Below are 21500 nucleotides of genomic sequence, written 5' to 3'. Positions count from 1 at the left end.
CTCCGTTGTTCTCGACGGGCGATGAGCGGCGGCGCGCCGTGCCCTTTCTGTTCGGCTATCGCGATGATCGAATTCGAACGTTCGGCATCGAAAAGCCGGTTCAATCCTACTCTCGGCGACCGAAATTTATCTCAATTGCGACAAATAGTTTCGTTTCAGCGTTCGGATGTTCGTTTGCGATCATGTGGCGTCGAGCCAATGCGCAAGCCCCGGGCAAACGCCTACGCCCGATTTAACCGGCCATTACCCTTTGCGCGCGCGGCTTCCTAAACTTCACTAAAAAGGGGGAGGCGCTCATGTCAAAGCTCATTCACACGATGATTCGCGTGCAGGACCTGCAACGCTCGCTCGATTTCTACGAGAAGGCTTTCGATCTCGGCGTCGCGCACCGGCTGGACTTTCCGGACTTCACGCTCGCCTATCTGCGCAACGACGAAACCAACGCCGAGCTCGAACTCACCTGGAACAAGGGACGCGCCGAGCCATACACACATGGCGACGGCTACGGCCACGTCGCGGTGAGCGTGCCGGATGCGAAGGCGGAGCGCGAGCGTCTGATCGGCCTCGGTCTCTCACCCAACGATGTGCGCGAATTCAAGAACGACGACGGCTCGCTCATCGCGCGTTACTTCTTCATTCAGGATCCGGACGGCTACAAGATCGAAGTTCTCGAACGGCATGGACATTACGAATAGTCAGATAGTCAGCGGCATCACGCGGGACCACACACATAAATAAGCTGTTGCAGTGCCCCACAAGGAGAGAGACATGCGAGACACGATCATCCCGATCGTCGCGCAGCGGCGCGCGCACGACGGTGAAGAGCATCACGACCACGACGACATCGCCGCGCCACCGAACATCGCACTGACGCGACGCGAATTTCTGCGCGGCACCGGCGTGCTGGTCGGCACCATCGCGGCGACCTCGATCTTCGCGAGCCTCGCGCCGAGCCGCGTCTGGGCGCTCGAAATGCAGGGGCTCGACACGCATCAGGGCGAAGTGCTGCTGCAAGTCACGCGACAGATCTATCCGCACGCAACACTCGATGACGCCGTCTACGCGCTCGTCGTCAAGGATCTCGACGCCAAGGCGAAAGCCGATCCCGCCGTGCGCCAGCAACTCGCCGACGGCGTCGCGCAGCTCGACGCCAAAGCCGGCTCCGACTGGACGAGGCGCGGCGCGAACGACAAGGCGCAGGACGTCGCCGCGCTCGCGGGCACGCCGTTCTTCAACACCGTACGCAGCACGGCCGTCGTGTCCCTGTACAGCAACGCGCTGGCGTATCAGCACTTCGGCTATGGCGCATCGAAGGGCGATGGCGGCTATCTCTATCAGGGTTTCAACAACCTGTCATGGCTGCCCGATCCGCCTCTCGCGAACAGCGGTCCGATTCCGAAAGACAGCTAACCCATTCGAGCGATCCGACGGAAAACGGAGACAGACATGTACACGGACAACAAGGTGCAGTTCAGGCACAACGACGATCACGTCGTGGTGATCATCGGATCGGGCGCGGGCGGCGGGACGCTCGCCAACGAACTCGCGCAGAAGGGCGTCGACGTGGTCGTGCTCGAAGCAGGCGCGATGCACACGCAAGGCGATTTCGCGACGGAAGAGTGGAGCGCGTTCAAGCAGCTTTCATGGCTCGACAATCGCACGACATCGGGCAACTGGCGCGTCGCGAAAGATTTCCCCAACCTGCCCGCGTGGATCTGCAAGACCGTGGGCGGCACGACGGTCCACTGGGCGGGCGCGAGCCTGCGCATTCAGCCGCACGAGTTCAAGGCCAAGACGACTTACGGCGACGTGCAGGGCGCCAATCTGCTCGACTGGCCGGTGACGCGCGCGGAGCTCGATCCCTACTACGACCGCGCCGAAAAGAAGATGGGCGTCACGCGCACGAACGGCAATCCGGGCCTGCCGGGCAACAACAACTTCAAAGTGATGTCGGCGGGCGCGGCGAAGCTCGGCTACAAGGAGTGCAACACCGGCCATATGGCGATCAACAGCACGGTCCGCGACGATCGCACGCACTGCTTTCAGCGCGGCTTCTGCTTTCAGGGCTGCCGCATGGGCGCGAAGTGGTCGACGCTCTATACCGAACTGCCGCGCGCGCAGGCGACGGGCCGCATGGAATTGCGCCCGCAATCGCATGTCGTGAAGATCGAGCACGATGCGCGCGGCAAGGCGACGGGCGTCGTCTATTACGACAAGGACGGCAAGCTGCAACGGCAGAGGGCGCGCGTCGTCGCGGTGGCGGGCAATGCGATCGAGACGCCGCGGCTCCTGCTCAACTCGCAGTCCAGCAAGTTCCCCGATGGCCTCGCGAACGGCTCGGGCCAGGTCGGCCGCAACTACATGCGGCACACGACAGGCTCGGTCTACGGCGTGTTCAACGACAAGGTCGAGATGTTCAAGGGCACGACGATGGCCGGCATCATCGAGGATGAATCCGTGTTCGATCCGAAGCGCGGCTTCGCGGGCGGCTATCACATGGAGACGCTTTCGCTCGGGCTGCCCTTCTATGCGGCGTTTCTCGACCCCGGCTCGTGGGGGCCGAACTTCGCGGCGGCGATGGATCAGTATCAGTACACGGCGGGCATGTGGATCGTCGGCGAGGACATGCCGCGCGAACAGAACCGCATCACGCTCAACACCGACGTGAAGGATCAGTACGGGTTGCCGGTGCCGAACGTCCACTTCGACGATCATCCGAATGACGAAGCGATGCGCCAGCACGCGTACAAGCAGGGCAGCGCGGTGTACGAAGCGGCGGGCGCGAAGGCGACGTATCTCGTGCCGCCGTATCCGTCGACGCACAATCTCGGCACCGCGCGCATGAGCGCGAAAGCCGCCGACGGCGTCTGCAATTCGCATGGCCAGACGCACGAAGTGGCGAACCTGTTCATCTCCGATGGCAGCCAGTTCACGACGGGCGCGGCGGAAAACCCGACGCTCACCATCGTCACGCTGGCGATCCGTCAGGCCGACTACATCGCCGGCCAGATGAAGCAGCGCAGGGTTTGACGTGATTGCCGATGATCGCGTAGCGGAGTAGTTTGTTCGGTCGGCCGTCGTGCGACGAGCATGGCGGCCCGTTTCCTGGAGATCAACGTCATGTGTCGGGTGTACATCAACGCCGATCCGATCCTCTATGAATCGCGCACGCGTTCGCTGCGCATTCATGGTGTGATCACTACCGTCCGGCTCGAAAATCTCTTCTGGGACGTGCTGCACGAAATCGCCGGGCGCGAAAATCTCACGACGAGCCAGTTCGCCGTCAAGCTCTACGACGAACTGATCGCGCTGCGCGGCGAAGCGCCGACCAACTTCGCGTCGTTTCTGCGCGTGTGCTGTTTGCGCTATCTGTCGATGCGCGAGGCGAAGCAGGCAGCCGAAGGCGAGGCGGCGGGCGCGGTGGCCCTGCGTGTGCTGAAAGCGGGCTAGTTCGACGCATTCCTCATTGAACGCGAGCGCGCCGGCCTTCGGCGTGCCCCTTTCCGTCAGCCAAAGCGATGGTGACATCGGCCAAGCGCCGCCCGCCGTCCCATTCAGCATCTAGCATCCTGTTCGACCGACAACGAACGACGACGCATCCGCGGTGATGCACGCCCGGACGCCGTTTGCCGCGGAGTCTCGAGCATGCTTTTCAATTCCTATTCGTTCATCTTCGCGTTTCTTCCCGTGGTTTTCGTCGGCGCGTTTCTGCTCGGGCGCTATAGCCATCGGCTCGCTGCGCTCTGGCTCGGGCTGGCGTCGCTTTGGTTTTATGCAATATGGACGCCACGCTTTGTCGTGCTCTTGCTCGGTTCCATCCTGTTCAACTATGCGGCCGCGTGGTGGATCGGCAGGGAAAGCGAAAGGAAAAGCGGCCATCCGAAGCTGATTCTTATCGGCGCCATAACAATCGATCTGGGTCTGCTCGGCTACTATAAATACGCCAACTTTCTCATCGATTCATCGAATCATCTGCTGGGGATGAATCTTGCGGCGCTCGACATCATTCTGCCGTTGGGAATCTCGTTCTTTACGTTCACGCAGATCGCCTTTCTCGTCGATGTCTATCGCGGCATCGCGCGCGAATATAACTTCGTCAACTACTTACTGTTCGTCACGTATTTCCCGCATCTGATCGCAGGACCGGTGCTGCATCACAGTCAGATGATGCCGCAGTTCGGCAATCCGAAAACCTTCCGGATGAATCCGGAGAACATATCCGCCGGATTGACGGTTTTCGTGCTGGGGCTCGCGAAGAAAGTTCTGATTGCAGACACGCTGGCCAAAGGCGCCGTGCCCCTTTTCAGCGCGGCGAGTGCGGGCGTGCCGCTGACTTTCTTCGAAGCCTGGACGGGCGCGCTCGCGTACACGCTCCAGTTGTATTTCGACTTTTCCGGCTATTGCGATATGGCCGTGGGCATCTCACTGCTCTTCAACGTCAAACTTCCGATCAATTTCGATTCGCCCTATAAGGCGGCCAGCATCATCGACTTCTGGCGGCGCTGGCACATGACGCTATCCGCGTTTCTGCGGGATTACCTGTATATACCGCTCGGCGGAAGCAAACACGGCGGCCCGCTGCGCCGCTACGTCAATCTGATGATAACGATGTTATTGGGCGGCTTGTGGCACGGCGCCGGATGGACGTTCATCGCGTGGGGCGGATTGCATGGCGCGTATCTGATCGTGAATCACGGCTGGCGCGCCGTGTCTCCGCGTCTGGGAATAGATGGTTCGAGCCGGTTCGCGCGAATCGCAGGCGTAGCGCTGACCTTTTTAGCCGTCGTCGTGGGATGGGTTTTCTTCAGGGCCGAGAACTTTCAGACCGCCTGGAACATGCTCGCGGGCATGGCGGGCTTTCACGGTGTTTCGCTACCCGCGTCTTTGGAACGGCATATCGCTCCCGTTCTCGGTTCGAAGCTGCGTTTCGACGGCTTTCTGCCATCCGTCGGCATTCCGTCGATGGTGTTCGTCACGCTGCTGTTCGGCTTCGTTCTCGTGTGGGGATTTCCGAACCTGCAGCGTTTGCTGGAGCGCTACAAGTCGGCTGAACTTTCATTCACGCGCGTCCGGAACCGGATATTGCCGCGCCGGGTCGACGCCACGTTATTGGCCGCAAGTCTTTCGGCGTTGCTCTTTTTCGTCGTGGTTCTGGCTATTGGATCAGCGGGTCCATCGGAGTTTCTCTATTTCGAGTTCTGACCATGACGTACTTGAAAATCTTCGCGACGTCGCTGGCCATTATCGCGATTGCCTGGTTCTCGGCGGCATTGATGCTCGCGCCCGCGCCAATTGCCGGCGAGTATTGGGTACGGGAAATGACGGTCGTGAAGCGGAGCATCGCGCAGCATTACAAGGGACAGCGAAAGCTGATCGTAGCGGCCGGATCGAACGTGCTTTTCAGCGTGGACACGACGCAACTGAGCAAGGATCTCGGCATTCCGGTTTTGAATTACGGATTTCACGCGGGACTCGCGCTCGATGAAATCCTTGGCGAAGTGACGTCCGTCGCCGAGAACGACGACACCGTGATTCTCGCTTTGGAGCGCGAATACTATTGCGACGATGCCAACAAGGAGAATGCCACCTGGAGAGCGCGAAACGCCATCGCCTGGGATCACGACCGCTGGCGGACGTGGTCGATATTCCGGCGGCTGGACGCAATTACATCGATGGGTCCTGGACTCATCTTCGAACTCGCGCAGGCTCGAATTCGCGAGACATGGTTTCCGAAATCCATCGAAGACAGGCTTCGCGCATTTCACGATCAGGAAATCGTGACGAGATTCATCGATGCGCCGCCGCCGACATCATTCGCCTATTCCGCGTATCACCTCGACGGCCTGGGCAACATGCAGCAGATCGATGGCTCGAATTACACGGGACGTCCGGAATCGGCGGAACAGGAAACGGAAATCTGCCCGGATAGCTTTCTCGTGCTGAAGCGATTCGTCCATGCGATGCACGACAAGGGCGTGTCGGTCTACTTCGCCAATACGCCCTATGTGCAGACGAGCACGACGCGCGCGGATCGGGTCGAAGAGGCATCGAAGCAATTCGCCAGCGCCATTTCTCCGCTCGGGACCGTGCTCGACGACCGGAACCAGCTTCTCTTCAACCGCAAACTGTTTCTGAACACCGACCTCCACATGAACACCGAAGGCAGGACATTGAGAACCGGATTGCTCGAAGACTCGATCAAAAGCCATCCCGCATTGAAGCAATGGCTCGACTTGCGATGAACGCGAAGTTATCGCGAGCGGCTATCGGCAGGCCATAACTTCCTTTTTCGAACCAGGAGACAATGCGAAGCGGGGGTAGTCTGCGAATTTTGCGCGTTGCTGGCACGATTTCCGTCACGCTGCTAGATTACCGTGCAACAGAATCGTTGATCGAGAGACTACGATGCCTGACAAATCCGCTTCCCCGCGTTCGCCTCTTCCCGCGCTGATCCTCATCGCGGCCATCGTCGCCGTGCTGGTCGCGGCCTTCGCCTACACGGCGGGCTGGCTCACGCCGAATCGCCTCACACCGGCGAAGATCGTGGGCAGCCTCGCGCCACCGGGCGGCGCGGTGCCGGGCTTCAGACGCAATCATGCGAAGGGCATCTGCTTCAGCGGCGATTTCGAATCCAACGGCTCGGGCGCGGCAATCTCCAAAGCAAGGATGTTCATGCCGGGTACGTATCCCGTCACGGGGCGCTTCAATCTCGCGACGCCGGACCCGAAAGCATCGGATGCGATGGCGCGCGTGCGCGGCCTGAGCCTGCGCATCGTGATGCCCGACGGCAGCGAGTGGCGCTCCGCGATGATCGATGCGCCGTTCTTCCCCGTTGCGACACCGCAGGCCTTTTTCGACCTGCAACGCGCGCTCGCGAACAAGAGCGATCCCGAGTCGATGCAGAAGTTCGCCGCCGCGCACCCGGAGATCGCTGCGTTCGGCGCGTGGGCCGGCAGTGCGCCGTGGACGGCATCGTATGCGGACGAGCGTTACAACAGCCTCAACAGCTTCGTCTTCACGAACGCGGAGGGACAGGATCAGACGGTGCGCTGGTCCTTCGTTCCCGCCGCGAAGCCCGAGACGCTGACGCCGGACGAGTTGAAGCAGAAGGGCGCGAATTTTCTCGATGCCGAGATCACGCAGCGCGTGCAAGGCGCGCCGCAACGCTGGGCGATGGTCGTCACCGTCGCGAATCCCGGCGATCCGACCGCGGACCCGAGCAAGGCGTGGCCGGAAGACCGGCATACGGTCGAAGTGGGCACGCTCGTCGTGAAAGCCATCGAACCGGAGCCGGACGGTCCTTGCCGCGATCTCAACTTCGATCCGACCGTGCTGCCCTCGGGCATGCGCGTATCGGACGATCCGTTTCCTGCCGCGCGCTCGGCTGCCTATTCCGTATCGTTCAATCGACGCACCGCCGAGGACAAGGCCTATCCGCACACGCCTTCGCAAGGAGCGCAGCAATGAACGCGATCAACGAGCGGTTCTCGCCGCTGCAACGCGCCCTGCACTGGATCATGGCGATCTGCATTCTGTCGATGCTGTTCATCGGCGTCGGCATGGTGTCGACGGTGAGGCCGGACTATCTGACGCTCGTGTCGATACACAAGCCGCTCGGCATCGCGATACTCGTGCTCGCGCTGATCCGTCTCGCCGTGCGAATCGCGCGCGGTGCGCCGCCGCTGCCCGCGAACATGCCCGAGCCGATGAAGCTCGCCGCGCATCTATCGCACTATGCGTTCTATGCGTTGATGATCGCGCTGCCATTGCTCGGCTATGGCATGTTGTCGGCGGCGGATTATCCGGTCGTGATAGGCGGCTATCGCCTGCCGTCACTTTTGCCGCATAGCAATTCGTTGCACACGCTGCTCTGGAACGCGCATCGGTTCCTCGCGTTGTGCTTCTTCGCGCTGATCGTCGTGCATCTCGCGGCGGCGCTGTTTCATGCGCTCGTGCGTCGCGATGGCGTCTTTCACGCGATGGCGCCGTGGAAATAGACGCGCACGTTCAGGGGCGCCGCTGCTGCACGACTTGGGCGAGCGCCCGCACGCCCGGCTCGATCAGCTCCGCGCGTATCGCTGAAAAACCCATGCGGAAGCATCGCTGGCCATCGGCGGGATCGGCGAAGAACACGCTGCCCGGTTCGATGAGCACGCCGAGCGCTTGCGCGTCTTTCGCGAGACGCGTCGCGTCGAGCCACGGCGGACCTTCGACCCAGCACGAAGCGCCGCCCGTCACGTTCGATGCGCGCAATTCCGGCAGATGCGTGGCGAGCGCATCCATCAGCACTTCGGCGCGTTCCTTGTAGACGCGCCCGAGCTTGCGCAATAGCGTGTCGTGATGACCGAGCGCGAGAAAGGTCGCGAATGCGCGCTGGATGTACGCGGCCGGATGACGAATCATCAGACGGCGCAGCGCGCGCAGCTCGCGTATCAGCTCGCGCGGCGCGACGATATAACCGAGCCGCAGTCCTGGCGCGAGCGTCTTCGACAGCGAACCGATATAGACGACGCGCTCTGCCGTATCGAGGCTCTTCAACGCGGGATGCGGCGTGCCCGAGAACGTGTTCTCGCTCTCGTAGTCATCCTCCACGACGATGAAATCATGCTTCACCGACAGGTCGAGCAACTTGCGTCGCCGCTCGATGGGCATCGTGACGGTCGTCGGACATTGATGGCTCGGCGTGACATACACGTAATCGCAAGGCGCGATCACGCTTTCATCGTCGATGACGGCGCCGTCTCCGTCCACTTCGAGCGGCACGATTTGCGCGTTGTGATGCTGGAAGATGTTGCGCGCATCGGGATAGCCGGGGTTCTCCATGCCGACTTTCGTCTGCGTGCCGCACAACAACGCGCCGATGAGATAGAGCGCCTGCTGGCAGCCGTTCGTGACGACGATCTCTTCGGGCATCGCGAAGACACCGCGACGCGGCAGCACGCGCGTGCGTATTTGTTCGACGAGCGTTTCGTCGTCGCGTTCGATGAGATCGGGCGCCCAGTTGCGGATCTCCATCACCGACAAGCCGTGCATGCAGCTCTCGCGCCAGTCGCTCGTCGGGAAGAGTTCGGTGTCGAATTGCCCGTAAATAAAGGGATATTCGTAACTCTGCCAGTTCGACGGCTTGACGATATTGCGTTGATGCGACGGCGCGTGCCGGATGCGCGCGCTCCAGTCGGGATGACCTTGCTGCGTCTCGATGCTCGATGTTTCCGCGACGCCCGCTGCGGTGAAGCCGCGTTGCAACTCGTCGGTCGCAGGATTCACGAAATGGCCGCTGCGCTCGCGCGAGACGAGATAGCCTTCCTCGACGAGTTGCTGATACGCGAGCACGACGGTGTTGCGCGACACGTTGAGCTGATCGGCGAGTTCGCGGCTCGAAGGCAAGGCGGAATCGGGCGCGATATGACCGCTCAGGATCGCATTGACGATCATCTGGCGGATCTGGTTTTGCAGGCTCATCCCCGAGACCCGCGAGCGCTCGAAGAGCTGCGCCCAAAGCATCGCGGTAGGACGGATGGGCATGCATGTCTCCTTGTGGAACGTTTATTGGATGTGTCGATATTACGTGGGGCTTGCCTGTCGCGCCAGTTGAAAAATAGCCCGAAGGCAGACGAGCTGTTAGCCGCGAATCCGTTCGCGCGATGACGCTGAAGTAAAAAATGATCCCGGATAGCGGATGCGGCGCGACGATTGAATAGAATCGCCTGCGTTTTCTCACGGATGACGACTTCGTAAGTTGGTTCTATTGACGATATCGGCGGCGCGCTGGCGTAATCTCCAAGCCGAATCGAACAGTCACCCCATCGAGCTTTCCGATAAGTATGCCCAAGGTTCTTGTTCTAAGCGTGAGCGCGGGCGCCGGCCACGTTCGCGCAGCAGAGGCGCTGTGCGCGTATGCAAAGACTCATCCCGCAAGTGTCGAAGCCGTGCATCTCGATGTCATGGACTTCGTTCCCGCAAGTTTCAAGGCGCTTTACGCGGAGTTCTACATCAAACTGGTCGCTCGCCAGCCGGCCCTCTGGAGTTATCTCTATCAGAAGACGGACAGCGCTTCGCCACGATCATTCGGCGAACGTCTTCGACGCGCGGTCGAGCGGCTCAACTGCCGCGCGCTGATAACGGGGATCGAGCGGCATCGCGCCGATGCGATCATTTGCACGCATTTCCTGCCTGCCGAGTTGCTTTCGCGTGAACGTCGTCTCGGCAACATTCATACGCCGGTGTGGGTGCAAGTCACGGACTTCGATCTTCATCGCATGTGGGTCGTGCCGGGCATGCAGGGATATTTCGCCGCAAACGACGAAGTCGCCTGGCGCATGACGAACCGCGGCGTTTCATCGGCATCGGTTCACATCGGCGGGATACCTGTCATGCCCGCCTTCAGCGAGCCTCTCGACCGCGCGGCGTGCGCGGCGCAATGCGGCCTGGACCCTGCGCGCATGACTCTGTTGATGATGTCCGGCGGCGAAGGTCTTGGCGCGCTCGACGCACTCGCCGAACGTCTGCTGAACATGGACGGCGATTTTCAGTTGATCGCTTTGGCGGGTCGCAACGAAGCGATGCGCGCCGCGTTGCGAAAACTGTGCGCGTTCCATCCAGCACGTTTGCACGTTTCCGGCTTCACGCCCAACGTCGAGCGCCTGATGGCGTGTTCCGATCTCGTCATCACGAAGCCTGGCGGGCTGACCACGTCCGAGTGCCTCGCAATGAAACTGCCGATGATCGTCACCTCGCCGATCCCGGGGCAGGAAGAGCGCAATGCGGATTACCTGCTCGAACACGGCGTCGCGCTGAAAGCCGTCGATGCAGTGGCGCTGGAGTATCGCGTTCGCGCGCTGCTCGACGATCCGGCCCGGCTCGATGCGATGCGCGAGCGAATCGCGCCGCTCTCGCGTCCGTATGCAGCACGTTTCGTTCTGGATACGGTGTGCGATGCGCTCGGCAATCCGGATACAAAGGTGGCGGCATGAACGCACGTGTCCTCGTGCCTGGCGGGCGCACGCTCGCACTCGTCGGCTGGGTCGCGCTGCTGGGCTTCTTGTTCGCCAACGTCGAAATACAGATCGAAGGCAACGCAGGTTGGGCCGCGAGCTTGCCCACATGGCGCATCGAACATCACTGGTTGCTCGACATCTTCTGGGGCGGCAGACCGATGACGGGGTATCACGCGTGGGTCTTTCCATTCGTCGCGTTGTTCTTTCATCTGCCCGTGATCTTTTTCGCTCGATGGTCATGGCGCATCGAGGCGCGCATCGTCGCATGCGTCATGACGTTCTGGCTGATCGAAGACTTTCTCTGGTTCGTTCTCAATCCCGCGTTCGGCATCGATCGCTTCGATGCGCTTCATGTGCCCTGGCACAAGCACTGGATCGGGTTCGCACCAACCGATTACTGGACCATGAGCATTGCAGCGCTCGTGTTGTTTCATCTGTCGCGTGAGCCTGGCACGGGGCGGTCGTCGCATGAATAAAGTCTTCCGCATTTTGTTTTACGGCGCGGGCTTCATCGCTGCGGCATACGTCCTGCAGTCGAAGATGGCGGCAGCGCCCGCTCCGGCCACGTCTGCATCCATGACGGTCGAACGCCCGCTGAACTGGGCCGAACCGATCGTGTACGCAGGCGTCGACAATCTTCATCGCATCACGCCTTCGCTTTATCGGAGCGCGCAGATATCGGCGGCCGATATCGTGCAACTGCGCGCACTGGGTATCCGCAAGATCGTCAGCTTCCGTTCGTTTCATTCCGATGAGGATGTTCTCGAAGGCAGCGGCATCGCGCTGCAGCGCATCCGTATCAACACATGGAACATCAAGGACGAGGACATGATCGCCGCGCTCAAGGCGCTGCGCGATGTCGACCGCGATGGTCCGATTCTCATTCACTGTCAGCATGGCGCGGATCGCACGGGGCTGGTATCGGCGCTGTATCGCGTGGTGTATCAAGGGTGGACCAGGCAACAGGCCGAAGATGAGTTGCTGCATGGCGGCTATGGATTTCATCCGGTGTGGGGAAACATCAGAAGCTATCTGCAGCACGTCGATGTCGAATGGTTGAGGCGGCAGGTTGGCGTTGCGGGGAGTCCCGCGTGATGCGCGCCTCCATGATTCGCATGGTGCTGATCTGCCTGCGACGTATCACCGTGCCTTTCGAACGCGCCGACGTCGCCGTGGTCTTCCGAAATGCGCTCCAAGATGACGGCACGCCAAAGCCCATTCTCGCGGCGCGGCTCGAGACCGCCTTGAAGTGTCATCGTGCGGGTCTTTGCTCGCTATTTCCACCTTCCACGAGCGCAGCTCGCGTTCGAGAGCCTTGGCGCAACGGTCTTGCCGGGTGCGTTTCCGCGTGAAGTCAGGGCGATGGACGCGTATTCGATTTGGCGCGAAGTGCCCGCGTACGCCGTCTATTTCGCCCGGCTCTCGCTCGACGAGCACGCCGAGCCGGTGTCGTTCAGGCCGGTGAAGTTTTTGATGAGTCTCTTCTTCTGAGCTGCAAGTCAACTCGCGCCCCGCACCGAAAACGCCATCTCCCTTCTCTGCCGCAACCCGACCCACGCCGCCGACATCGCACTGACGATGCCCGCTGCGAGGCAGTATCCCGCGATCATCCACGGATCGCCGCCGTTGCGTTGCAAGAGCCACGTCGCAATGATCGGGCTGATGCCGCTCGCGAAGATCCCCGAGAACTGATACACGAACGAGATGCCCGAGTAGCGCACTTTCGCGTCGAAGAGTTCGGAGAAGAGCGCGGCTTCCGGACCATAGATCGATGCATAAACCACGCCGAGCGGAATCACGACCGCGAGCCACGCGAGCATCGTATTGCCGCCGCTATTCTTCATGAGCCAGAAGCCGAGGAACGCGGAAAGCCCGGTCGCAAGCGATCCCCAGAAGTAAATGCGCGCACGCCCAACGCGATCCGACAGCCGTCCGAAGAACGGAATCGTGAAGATCATCACGAACGCGGCGACCATTACGCCGAGCAGCGCGTCCGTGCGTTGCAGATGCAGCGTGCCGGTGAGATAAGAAATCGAAAACACGCCGAACACGTTGAAGAACACGCCATCGATGAAGCGTGCGCCCATGCCCGCAAGCGTATTGCCGGGATACTTCGTGATGACATCGACGATCGGCATGCGCGCTTCGCTGCCCGTCTTCTGGATGCGGGCGAACTCCGGCGTTTCCATCACGTTCAGGCGGATATACATGCCGATGAGCACAAGCGCGAACGACAGGAAGAACGCGATACGCCAGCCCCATGCGAGGAACTGCGCGTCGGTCAGCATGAGCGAGAGCCCCGCGACGACGCCCGACGACAGACACAAGCCGAGCGCGAGGCCGATCTGCGGAATGCTCGCATAGAAGCCGCGCTTGTTCTCGGGTGCGTATTCGAACGCCATCAGCACGGCGCCGCCCCATTCGCCGCCGAGACCGATGCCTTGCAGCACGCGCAGAAACAGCAGCAGCGATGGCGCCCATATGCCGATCTGCGCATACGTCGGCACCATGCCGATCAACACCGTCGCGACGCCCATGATCGTCAGCGTCATCACGAGCATGCTCTTTCTGCCGACGCGATCGCCGAAGTGCCCGAAGATCACGCCGCCCAGCGGCCGGCTGAGAAAGCCGACGGCGAAGGTGCCGTAAGCGAGCATCGTCGAGATGAGCGGATCGCTGCCTGGAAAATAGAGCTTGTTGAAGACGATGCCGGCGACCACGCCGTATAGAAAGAAGTCGTACCACTCGATCGTCGCGCCGATCAGACTCGCGACGACGACCTTTCTCATCTGTTTGCCATCGGTTCGGGGCAGTGCGTTCATGGTTTGTCTCCGTGATGGGTTCGAGACTTGTGCTCAGTCTCTTTGGCCTGCATGGGCCATGGGCTTTTCCGCAACGACCTGGGTTACGTCTTCCACATGCGTGACGTGCTGATAGCGCTGGTCTTCGAGAATCATGTCGGCCGCCTTCTCCGCGATCATGATGACAGGCGCATTCGTGTTGCCCGATACGAGCTCCGGCATGATCGACGCATCGACCACACGCAGTCGTCCGATGCCGCGCACCTTCAGGCGCTCATCGACGACCGCGGATGCATCGTTGCCCATCTTGCAGGTGCCCGCCGGGTGATAGATCGACTGACTGAACTTGCGCGCGACGTCGAGCAGATCGGCATCGGTTCGATACTCCGAACCAGGAATGAACTCCGACACGATGTGCTTCGCGAGCGAAGGCGCCGCCGCGATGCGTCGCGCCACCTTGATGCCGCCGATCACGACGGGATGATCGCGTTCGTCGGAAAGATAATTCGCATGAATCGCGGGATATTGCAGCGGATCGTTCGAGCGAATCTCGACGCTGCCGCGGCTGTACGGCCGCAACTGACACACCGAAGACGTGAACGCCGAGAACGGATGCGCGCCTTGTCCGGGCTTGTCGGCGGAAAGTGGTTGCATGTGAAACTGGATGTCGGGACGCGCGACATCCGGCGACGAACGCGTGAAGATCGCAACCTGGCTCGCCGCGAGCGTCAGCGGCCCGGTGCGCGAGATAACGTATTGCAAGCCGATGAGCGCTTTCTTCAGCGGATTGTTGATCTCGTCGTTCAACGTCCGCTCGCGCGTCTTGAACACAAGCCGCACTTGCAGATGATCCTGCAGATTCCGGCCCACGCCCGGCAGGTCGTGCCTCACTTGCACGCCTGCGCCGTTCAACACGCTCGAAGGCCCGACGCCCGAGTTCTGCAGAATCTGCGGCGAGCCGATCGCGCCAGCCGCGAGAATCACTTCGACACGCGCGCGTACTTTCTTCACGACGCCTTCATGCATGTACTCGATGCCGACCGCTTCCTTGCCGTTGAACAGCACCCTGCGCGTTTGCGCCCGCGTCTCGACGATAAGATTGCGCCGGTCGCGCACCGGCTTGAGAAAGCCCTTCGCGGTGCTCCAACGAAAGCCCTTGTAGGCCGTCTGCTGAAAATAGCCGACGCCTTCTTGCGTCGCGCCGTTGTAATCCTCGTTGAACGGGATGCCGATTTCCTGCGCCGCCGCGATGAAGTGATCGGCGATCGGACGGCGCAAGCGCAAATCCGATACTTTCAACGGCCCGCCCGCGCCGTGATATTCGCTCGCGCCGTGCTCCTGATCTTCCGATTTCCTGAAGTAGGGCAGCACGTCCTTGTAACTCCATCCCGCGTTGCCGAGTTCGGCCCAGCGATCGTAGTCCTCGCGCTGACCGCGCACATAGAGCAGCCCGTTGAGCGAACTGCAGCCGCCCAGCACCTTGCCGCGCGGCCAGTCGATGCTGCGTCCTGCGACGGCATCGTCCGGTTCCGTGCGATAGCACCAGTCGAGCTCGGGATCGTGCATGGTCTTGAAGTAGCCGACGGGGATATGAATCCACGGGCTCGCATCGGGCCCGCCCGCTTCGAGCAGCAGCACGGTGTTGGACGGATCGGCGCTCAGACGGTTGGCGAGCACGCAACCTGCCGAGCCCGCACCGACGATGACGTAATCGACTTCCTGCTGCATGACACCTGTCTCCTGAGGTCTTCTTTTGGAACGAATCGTTTCGCTTGCGTTTCGTTCAATGTGGAAGAAGCGGGCAAGGAAGCCAAGAGAAAAGCGCGGAAGCTCGCGAAAGTGAAACGGAAAGTGCGAATTCCGATTCAGAAGCGGAAGGGGGATTGGGGTTGTCCCTGAGCCGCGATTTATTGATTCGCCATCCGAAGTAACGATGCTGCGGCGCGTCAGAAAGTGCCCGTGAGCTCGGCGGCGGCTTCCTGCAGGCGCGGCACGAACGTCAGCGCACGGGACAGCGCCATGCGCGAGACCGGCCCATGCACGGCGATAGCCGCGATGCACTTGCCGCGCGAGTCGAAAACCGGCACGGCGACGCAGGCGATGCCCAACACGAACTCTTCGTTATCGACGGCGATGCCCTTGTTCGCGATGCGATCCAGTTCCGCTTCGAGCAGGTTCGGATCGTCGAGCGTGTTGGGCGTGAAGCGTTCGAGCCGCATCGCGCGAACGAGCGCGCTGCGTTCGTCGCGCGGCATCATCGAAAGAAGCAGCTTGCCGCTCGCGCTGCAATGCGCGGGAACATGCGATCCGGGCTTGAGCTCCAGTCGCAGCGCCCACGGCGATTCGCAGCGGTCGAGATAAAGCACTTGCGTGTCGTGCAGCGTGCTCAGGTTGCACGTTTCGCCGAGATCGGCGACGAGACGCTCCAGAATCGCATGACGCTGGCGCCGCGCGCCGCTGTGCATCATCACGTCGACGCCGAGCCGTTCGAGGCGCGGGCCGATCACGTAAGCGTTCTTCTGGCCCGGCTCGCGCGCGACGAAGCCGCCCGCTTCGAGCGATTGCAACATGCGATGCAGCGATGCCTTCGGTTGCTCGATGATGTTCGCCAGCTCCGCGAGCGACAGCGCGCCCTTCGCCGCGACCAGATGTTCGAGCACGCTGAATGCGCGCAGCGTAGGCGTTTCGTTGCGCGCGGCGCTTTCGGCGAGCGGCGCGCTGTCCGTCGATCCAGGGTGAGCGAAGGCTTCCGTATCGGCTCGCGTGTCCATGTTGCGCGCTCACGCCGGGTGATGCCGCGCTGCCTGCGCCTGCACGCAAGTCACGGCGATTACGTGAAAGATATCGTCCGCGCTGCAGCCGCGCGACAGATCGTTGGCGGGCTTCGCCAGCCCTTGCAACAACGGGCCGATAGCCTTCGCACCGCCGATGCGCTCCGCGAGCTTGTAGCCGATGTTGCCCGCTTCCAGACTCGGGAAGATCAGCGTGTTGGCGTGTCCTTCGATCTGCGAGTGATGCACCTTGCGCATCGCGATTTCGGCGACGATCGCGGCGTCGAGCTGCACGTCGCCATCGATGGCGAGGCCGGGGCGCGCTTCCTTCACGCGCCGCGTCGCTTCGATGACCTTGTCGACGGCCGCATGATGCGCGCTGCCGCTCGTCGAAAACGACAGCATCGCGACGCGCGGGTCTTCCATCAGCAGACTGCGTGCGCTGTCGGCCGCGGCCATCGCGATTTCGGCGAGTTGCTCCGCATTCGGCTCGACGACGAGCGCGCAATCGGAAAAGACGAGGCCGCCTTTCATCGTATGAAAGGGCTCGCAGAGCATCATCAGAAAGAAGCTGGAAACGAGCTTGAATGAAGGCCGAACGCCGATGATCTGAATCGCGTTACGCACGACATCCGCCGTCGTGTTGACCGCGCCGGAGACCGATCCGTCGGCCTCGCCCATACGCACCATGAGGTTCGCGAAGCACAGCGGATCGCGCACGGCGGCGCGCGCCTGATCGGGCGTCATGCCCTTTTTCTCGCGCAACGCGAAAAGCTCTTCCGCAAAGCGTTCGCCAAGCGATGATTGAGAAGGATCGATCACCTCGATGCCTTCGAGATCGATGCCCGCGCCATCCGCGACCTGATACGCGCGCGCTTTCGCACCCGCGAGCACGATGCGCGCGATACCTTCCCTGTGCGCGCGTTGCGCCGCCTGAAGGACGCGCGTGTCTTCGGCTTCGGAGAGGACGACGCGCATCGGCAGGTCGCGAGCCTGATCGATGATGCGATGCATGGCTTTCATGGCGGGCTCTCGATGGTCGGTCGGAAAACGCCGCTGCGCGGGCGCGCAGCGGCGTGAGGCAGGACTTAGACGAAGTCCTTGTACTTGTCCAGCATGCGTACCGGCTTCGAGAGCGCATCGCGGCGGAACGGATCGCCGAGCTCACGCGTGCACATGATTTCGATGATCGTCGTCTTGCCATGATTCATCTGCAGATCGATGGCCTTCTTCAGCGCCGGGCCCACATCCTCCAGCTTGTCGACGACGATGCCTTCCGCGCCCATCGCCTTCGCGATCTCGGCGAAGCTTTGATTGTCGAGCTCGCCCGCGACGAAGCGGCGGTTATAGAAGTCCACCTGATTCTTCTTCTCCGCGCCCCATTGACGGTTATGGAAGACGACGGCCGTCACCGGAATGTTGTGGCGCACGCATGTCATGGTCTCCATCAGGCTCATGCCCCACGCGCCATCGCCCGCATACGACACGGCCGGACGATGCGGCGCCGCGACCTTCGCGCCGATGATCGTCGGGAACGCATAGCCGCAATTACCCCAGCTCATCGCCGCGAAGAAGCTGCGCGGTTTGTTGAAGCGCAGATAGCTGTTTGCAACCGAGTTGATGTTGCCGATGTCCGTCGAGACCATCACGTCTTCCGGCATCGCCTTTTCGAGTTCGCGCAACACCTGACGCGGATGCAGATATTGGCCGCCGCTGAAGGGCTTCTCGCCCTTCTGCTCTTCGATCATGTCGAGGCTGTACGGATCGCGCTCGTGCGTCCACTCGTCGAGCTCCTTCTCCCACGCGGCTTTTTCAGAAGCGATGGTTTTCGCGCGGGCATCCTTCGTCGCATCGCAATCGAGCTTGCGGTCCGCGAGACGTTGCGTGAGCGCGATGGCAGTCGCCTTCGCATCGCCGCAAATGCCGACGGAAATCTTCTTCACGAGGCCGAGCATCTTGTGATCCGCATCGATCTGGATGACCTTCGCTTCCTTCGGCCAGTAGTCGAGACCGTGCTGCGGCAGCGTGCCGAACGGTCCGAGGCGCGAACCGAGCGCGATGACGACATCGGCCTGACTGAGCAGCTTCATCGCCGCCTTCGAGCCTTGATAACCGAGCGGGCCGCACCACAACGGATGATTCGCCGGGAACGAGTCGTTATGCAGATAGCTGTTGACGACCGGCGCGCCCAGACGTTCGGCGAGCGCCTTGCACTCTTCGATGGCATCGGACATCACCACGCCGCCGCCCGAGATGATGACGGGGAATTTCGCTTGCGCGAGCAGATCGGCCGCTTCGTTCAGGCTCTGGTCGCCACCGGGGCCGCGATCGAGACGCTGCGGCTTCGGAATCTCGACCTTCACCTGGCCGTAAAAATAGTCGCGCGGAATATTGAGCTGCGTCGGTCCCATTTCGGACATCGCGCGATCGAAGCAGCGCGCGGTGAATTCGGCCATCCGCGCCGGATGCGTGACGTGGCCCTGATACTTCGTGAATTCTTGGAACATCGGCAGTTGCTTCGCTTCCTGGAAACCGCCGAGGCCGATGCCCATCGTGCCGGCTTCCGGCGTGACGATCACGACCGGGCTGTGCGCCCAGTACGCCGCAGCGATGGCCGTCACCGCATTGCTGATGCCCGGACCATTCTGACCGATGACGACGCCGTGACGACCGGACACGCGCGAATAGCCGTCGGCCATATGACCCGCGCCCTGCTCGTGCACGACCGGAATGAGACGGATGCCGGCGGGCGCGAAGATGTCCATCGCGTCCATGAATGCCGAACCCATGATGCCGAACATCTCGGTCACGCCATTGGCGGCGAGCGTTTCGACGAATGCTTCGGACGGGGTCATCGCCTGCGGACCGCTGGGCGCCGCGCCGGTGGCGGCGAGGGTGGTCTTGGACGGACGTGCTTGGTCGTGCTCGCTCATGAATGTCTCCGGGTGAAATAAAACGGAACGTTCGGTTCCGGAATTCGTATCGTGAAGACATCGTAGGACGCGCCGATTCCGCGGTCAACCTGTTTTTCGAATAAATGGAATGATTCGTCTCTAAAAAAATCGGAACGAAGTCGTTCAAAAGAAGGGCGAATCGCCGCCGATGCCCGTGCGGCGGGCTTCGGCGGGAAGTTCGGCGGCAAGTTCGGCGAAAAGCGGAGTCAGCGTGCGGCGGGGCGTTGACGCGTCATGAGCGTCAGTCCATCGGACGTATCGATGAGCGTTGCGAGCTTCACGGCGGTTTCGCGCAACTGCGGAACCGCCTGCAGCAGATCGTTGAGATTCGCGCGCGCGGTCGGCGCATGCGCGGCGAGGCACGCGAGCGCGCGCCCGGTGGAGGCGTCGGTGATGGGCACCGCGACCGCGACCATGCCGAGCACGAACTCCTCGTTATCGATGCCGATCCCGCGCGCCGCGAGCCGGTCGAGCTCGGCTTCGAGCAACGACCGGTCAGTCAGCGTGCGATGCGTCTTCTTGGTGAGCGTGAGGCGTCCGAGAATCTGGCGGCGCTCGGCCAGCGGCATCTGCGAAAGAAACAGCTTGCCGCTCGCCGTGCAATGCAGCGGCACGCGCATGCCGGCCTGCATGTGCAAGCGCAGCGGCTCGGCCGTTTCGACGCGCTCGATGTAAAGGACGGTATCGCCGTCGAGCGCGGTGAGATTGCAGCTTTCGCCGATCACGTCGACGAGCGAGCGCAGGATCGACCGGCATGCGCGCGTGAACGAATTGTTGGCGAGCGTGGCGAGTGCAAGCTGGGCGGCGCGCGGCCCGAGCGCGATGCCGCGATCGGTGCCGCGCGAGTCGGGCATGTGCGTGACATAGCCCTGCGCTTCGAGCGAATCGATCAGCCGGAGCAATGTGGCCTTGGGAATGCGTACGCGCGCCGCCAGTTGCGACAGCGTGTAGGCGTGGCCGGCGGCCGCCAGTTGTTCGAGCACGGCAAGCGGGCGAAGCGTCCGTGCTTCATCGCCGGCGTGTTCGGAAGGATCGAGATGTGTGACGTCGCGCATGAATCGGAAACGGAACGGTTGGTTTCGGATTACGACTACTTTACGCCGGGAAGCGGCGGCGACGCCACGATTTTCAGAACGTCCGGTTGCGTTTTTTTATACGGCTGATCCGGAACGGGCCTTCAGAATGTCTTGCCCAACTCCACCGCGGCTTCCTTCAGACGCGGCACCATTTCCAGCGCGCGCGAGAGCGGCGTGCGCGACACAGGCGCGTGAACGGCGATCGCCGCGATACATGTGCCGTGCGCGTCGGCGATGGGCGCGGCCGCGCACACGATGCCCTGCACGAACTCCTCGTTGTCGATCGCCACGCCCTTCTTCGCGATGCGGTCCAATTCCGCTTCCAGCATTTCCGTGTCGGTGATCGTGTTTGCCGTGTAGCGCTCGAGTTTCATCGCGCGCACGAGCGCATTGCGTTCCTCGCGCGGTTGCAGCGCGAGTAGCAGCTTGCCGCTCGCGCTGCACCAGACGGGTACATGCGAGCCGGGCTTGAGGTCGAGCCTGAGCGGCCACGGCGCTTCCACGCGATCCAGATACAGCACTTCGTTTTCATGCAGCATCGTCAGATTGCAGGTCTCGCCGAGATCGGAGACGAGCCGGGTGAGGATCGCATGACGCAAACGCCGTGCGCCCGCGTGCGTCATCACGTTGAGACCGAGTTGCGCAAGACGCGGGCCGACGACATACGCGTTTCGGTCGCCGGGCTCGCGAATCACGAGTCCGCCCGCTTCGAGCGACGCGAGCATCCGATGCAGCGAAGGCTTCGGCATACCTATGTCGTCGGCCATGTCCGTCAGCGACACGGGGTTGCCCGCCTGGACCAGATATTCCAGCAGCGCGAAGGCGCGCAGCGTGGGCGTGTCGGGCTTGTCCATCGGCATGATTTCCATATCAATTTGTCGACATTATTTTAAATGAGGTG

At 61.8% G+C, this 21500-nt stretch carries 20 protein-coding genes; 12 read left to right on the top strand and 8 right to left on the bottom strand.

All coding sequences use genetic code 11. The features are described 5' to 3' along the window. Window positions 1-296 precede the first annotated feature (296 nt). The 8 genes from NCT05_RS29130 to NCT05_RS29095 all read left to right on the top strand — a co-directional run bounded on the left by NCT05_RS29130 (window position 297) and on the right by NCT05_RS29095 (window position 7997). On the top strand, window positions 297-695 hold the full coding sequence (locus NCT05_RS29130) for a VOC family protein (protein WP_008346085.1): 399 nt from the start codon (window positions 297-299) through the stop codon (window positions 693-695). Between the two features lie 73 nt (window positions 696-768). Then, on the top strand, window positions 769-1410 hold the full coding sequence (locus tag NCT05_RS29125) for a twin-arginine translocation signal domain-containing protein (RefSeq protein WP_008346083.1): 642 nt from the start codon (window positions 769-771) through the stop codon (window positions 1408-1410). Window positions 1411-1446: 36 nt separating this feature from the next. Continuing rightward, entirely contained in the window at window positions 1447-3030 is a 1584-nt protein-coding gene (locus NCT05_RS29120; protein WP_008346081.1) for a GMC family oxidoreductase, read from the top strand. A gap of 90 nt (window positions 3031-3120) precedes the next feature. Then, complete coding sequence (locus tag NCT05_RS29115) at window positions 3121-3450, top strand: ribbon-helix-helix domain-containing protein (protein ID WP_033536923.1); 330 nt, start codon at window positions 3121-3123, stop codon at window positions 3448-3450. 195 nt (window positions 3451-3645) lie between these two features. Continuing rightward, entirely contained in the window at window positions 3646-5202 is a 1557-nt protein-coding gene (locus NCT05_RS29110; protein ID WP_250479349.1) for an MBOAT family O-acyltransferase, read from the top strand. A 2-nt stretch (window positions 5203-5204) separates the two neighbouring features. Further along, complete coding sequence (locus tag NCT05_RS29105) at window positions 5205-6242, top strand: hypothetical protein (RefSeq protein ID WP_008346076.1); 1038 nt, start codon at window positions 5205-5207, stop codon at window positions 6240-6242. A 163-nt stretch (window positions 6243-6405) separates the two neighbouring features. Next, window positions 6406-7467: a catalase family peroxidase gene (locus NCT05_RS29100; RefSeq protein WP_008346074.1), complete on the top strand. Its 1062-nt coding sequence runs from the start codon at window positions 6406-6408 to the stop codon at window positions 7465-7467. Further along, window positions 7464-7997, top strand: coding sequence for a cytochrome b (locus tag NCT05_RS29095; protein WP_008346072.1), 534 nt, complete (start codon window positions 7464-7466; stop codon window positions 7995-7997). Before NCT05_RS29100 ends, NCT05_RS29095 begins: the two co-directional genes overlap by 4 nt. Window positions 7998-8007: 10 nt before the next feature. On the opposite strand, the gene pdxR is transcribed toward NCT05_RS29095, so the two are convergent. Next, entirely contained in the window at window positions 8008-9525 is a 1518-nt protein-coding gene (pdxR, locus tag NCT05_RS29090; RefSeq protein WP_175980320.1) for a MocR-like pyridoxine biosynthesis transcription factor PdxR, read from the bottom strand. 299 nt (window positions 9526-9824) lie between these two features. Here pdxR and NCT05_RS29085 point away from each other — a divergent pair, with 299 nt between their 5' ends. The 4 genes from NCT05_RS29085 to NCT05_RS29070 all read left to right on the top strand — a co-directional run bounded on the left by NCT05_RS29085 (window position 9825) and on the right by NCT05_RS29070 (window position 12488). Then, window positions 9825-10973 (top strand): MGDG synthase family glycosyltransferase, encoded by a 1149-nt coding sequence (locus tag NCT05_RS29085; RefSeq protein WP_250503795.1) that lies wholly within the window; start codon window positions 9825-9827, stop codon window positions 10971-10973. Then, window positions 10970-11473, top strand: a complete 504-nt coding sequence (locus tag NCT05_RS29080) for a hypothetical protein (protein WP_250503794.1) — start codon at window positions 10970-10972, stop codon at window positions 11471-11473. Before NCT05_RS29085 ends, NCT05_RS29080 begins: the two co-directional genes overlap by 4 nt. After that, window positions 11466-12092 (top strand): dual specificity protein phosphatase family protein, encoded by a 627-nt coding sequence (locus tag NCT05_RS29075; protein ID WP_250437514.1) that lies wholly within the window; start codon window positions 11466-11468, stop codon window positions 12090-12092. Before NCT05_RS29080 ends, NCT05_RS29075 begins: the two co-directional genes overlap by 8 nt. A gap of 162 nt (window positions 12093-12254) precedes the next feature. Continuing rightward, window positions 12255-12488: an ElyC/SanA/YdcF family protein gene (locus tag NCT05_RS29070; protein ID WP_175980324.1), complete on the top strand. Its 234-nt coding sequence runs from the start codon at window positions 12255-12257 to the stop codon at window positions 12486-12488. An 8-nt stretch (window positions 12489-12496) separates the two neighbouring features. On the opposite strand, the gene NCT05_RS29065 is transcribed toward NCT05_RS29070, so the two are convergent. The 7 genes from NCT05_RS29065 to NCT05_RS29035 all read right to left on the bottom strand — a co-directional run bounded on the left by NCT05_RS29065 (window position 12497) and on the right by NCT05_RS29035 (window position 21453). After that, entirely contained in the window at window positions 12497-13810 is a 1314-nt protein-coding gene (locus tag NCT05_RS29065; protein WP_372492603.1) for an MFS transporter, read from the bottom strand. Window positions 13811-13852: 42 nt separating this feature from the next. Continuing rightward, window positions 13853-15526: a GMC family oxidoreductase gene (locus NCT05_RS29060; RefSeq protein ID WP_250503792.1), complete on the bottom strand. Its 1674-nt coding sequence runs from the start codon at window positions 15524-15526 to the stop codon at window positions 13853-13855. Window positions 15527-15744: 218 nt separating this feature from the next. Beyond that, entirely contained in the window at window positions 15745-16569 is an 825-nt protein-coding gene (locus tag NCT05_RS29055; RefSeq protein ID WP_250503791.1) for an IclR family transcriptional regulator, read from the bottom strand. 9 nt (window positions 16570-16578) lie between these two features. Then, a complete protein-coding gene (pta, locus tag NCT05_RS29050) occupies window positions 16579-17592 on the bottom strand; it encodes a phosphate acetyltransferase (protein ID WP_175980325.1) in 1014 nt (337 codons plus the stop codon). Window positions 17593-17657: 65 nt separating this feature from the next. Beyond that, on the bottom strand, window positions 17658-19424 hold the full coding sequence (gene xsc / locus NCT05_RS29045; RefSeq protein ID WP_250503828.1) for a sulfoacetaldehyde acetyltransferase: 1767 nt from the start codon (window positions 19422-19424) through the stop codon (window positions 17658-17660). Between the two features lie 305 nt (window positions 19425-19729). After that, a complete protein-coding gene (locus tag NCT05_RS29040) occupies window positions 19730-20578 on the bottom strand; it encodes an IclR family transcriptional regulator (protein ID WP_008346055.1) in 849 nt (282 codons plus the stop codon). Window positions 20579-20700: 122 nt separating this feature from the next. Next, a complete protein-coding gene (locus NCT05_RS29035; protein ID WP_250503790.1) occupies window positions 20701-21453 on the bottom strand; it encodes an IclR family transcriptional regulator in 753 nt (250 codons plus the stop codon). Window positions 21454-21500 lie beyond the last annotated feature (47 nt).

It is taken from the genome of Caballeronia sp. AZ7_KS35 (genome assembly GCF_023631045.1).
GTDB classification, from domain to species: domain Bacteria; phylum Pseudomonadota; class Gammaproteobacteria; order Burkholderiales; family Burkholderiaceae; genus Caballeronia; species Caballeronia zhejiangensis.
This window is presented reverse-complemented; position numbering and strand designations above follow the sequence as displayed.

Excerpts from the sequence above, each read along its gene's own strand:
- NCT05_RS29100 (WP_008346074.1), top strand. The coding sequence starts at position 6,406 with ATGCCTGACAAATCCGCTTCCCCGCGTTCGCCTCTTCCCGCGCTGATC.
- NCT05_RS29110 (WP_250479349.1), top strand. The coding sequence starts at position 3,646 with ATGCTTTTCAATTCCTATTCGTTCATCTTCGCGTTTCTTCCCGTGGTT.
- NCT05_RS29130 (WP_008346085.1), top strand. The coding sequence starts at position 297 with ATGTCAAAGCTCATTCACACGATGATTCGCGTGCAGGACCTGCAACGC.
- NCT05_RS29095 (WP_008346072.1), top strand. The coding sequence starts at position 7,464 with ATGAACGCGATCAACGAGCGGTTCTCGCCGCTGCAACGCGCCCTGCAC.
- NCT05_RS29060 (WP_250503792.1), bottom strand. The coding sequence starts at position 15,526 with ATGCAGCAGGAAGTCGATTACGTCATCGTCGGTGCGGGCTCGGCAGGT.
- pta (WP_175980325.1), bottom strand. The coding sequence starts at position 17,592 with ATGAAAGCCATGCATCGCATCATCGATCAGGCTCGCGACCTGCCGATG.
- NCT05_RS29105 (WP_008346076.1), top strand. The coding sequence starts at position 5,205 with ATGACGTACTTGAAAATCTTCGCGACGTCGCTGGCCATTATCGCGATT.
- pdxR (WP_175980320.1), bottom strand. The coding sequence starts at position 9,525 with ATGCCCATCCGTCCTACCGCGATGCTTTGGGCGCAGCTCTTCGAGCGC.
- NCT05_RS29085 (WP_250503795.1), top strand. The coding sequence starts at position 9,825 with ATGCCCAAGGTTCTTGTTCTAAGCGTGAGCGCGGGCGCCGGCCACGTT.
- NCT05_RS29055 (WP_250503791.1), bottom strand. The coding sequence starts at position 16,569 with ATGGACACGCGAGCCGATACGGAAGCCTTCGCTCACCCTGGATCGACG.
- NCT05_RS29125 (WP_008346083.1), top strand. The coding sequence starts at position 769 with ATGCGAGACACGATCATCCCGATCGTCGCGCAGCGGCGCGCGCACGAC.
- NCT05_RS29115 (WP_033536923.1), top strand. The coding sequence starts at position 3,121 with ATGTGTCGGGTGTACATCAACGCCGATCCGATCCTCTATGAATCGCGC.
- NCT05_RS29040 (WP_008346055.1), bottom strand. The coding sequence starts at position 20,578 with ATGCGCGACGTCACACATCTCGATCCTTCCGAACACGCCGGCGATGAA.
- NCT05_RS29035 (WP_250503790.1), bottom strand. The coding sequence starts at position 21,453 with ATGGACAAGCCCGACACGCCCACGCTGCGCGCCTTCGCGCTGCTGGAA.
- NCT05_RS29075 (WP_250437514.1), top strand. The coding sequence starts at position 11,466 with ATGAATAAAGTCTTCCGCATTTTGTTTTACGGCGCGGGCTTCATCGCT.
- NCT05_RS29080 (WP_250503794.1), top strand. The coding sequence starts at position 10,970 with ATGAACGCACGTGTCCTCGTGCCTGGCGGGCGCACGCTCGCACTCGTC.
- xsc (WP_250503828.1), bottom strand. The coding sequence starts at position 19,424 with ATGACCCCGTCCGAAGCATTCGTCGAAACGCTCGCCGCCAATGGCGTG.
- NCT05_RS29120 (WP_008346081.1), top strand. The coding sequence starts at position 1,447 with ATGTACACGGACAACAAGGTGCAGTTCAGGCACAACGACGATCACGTC.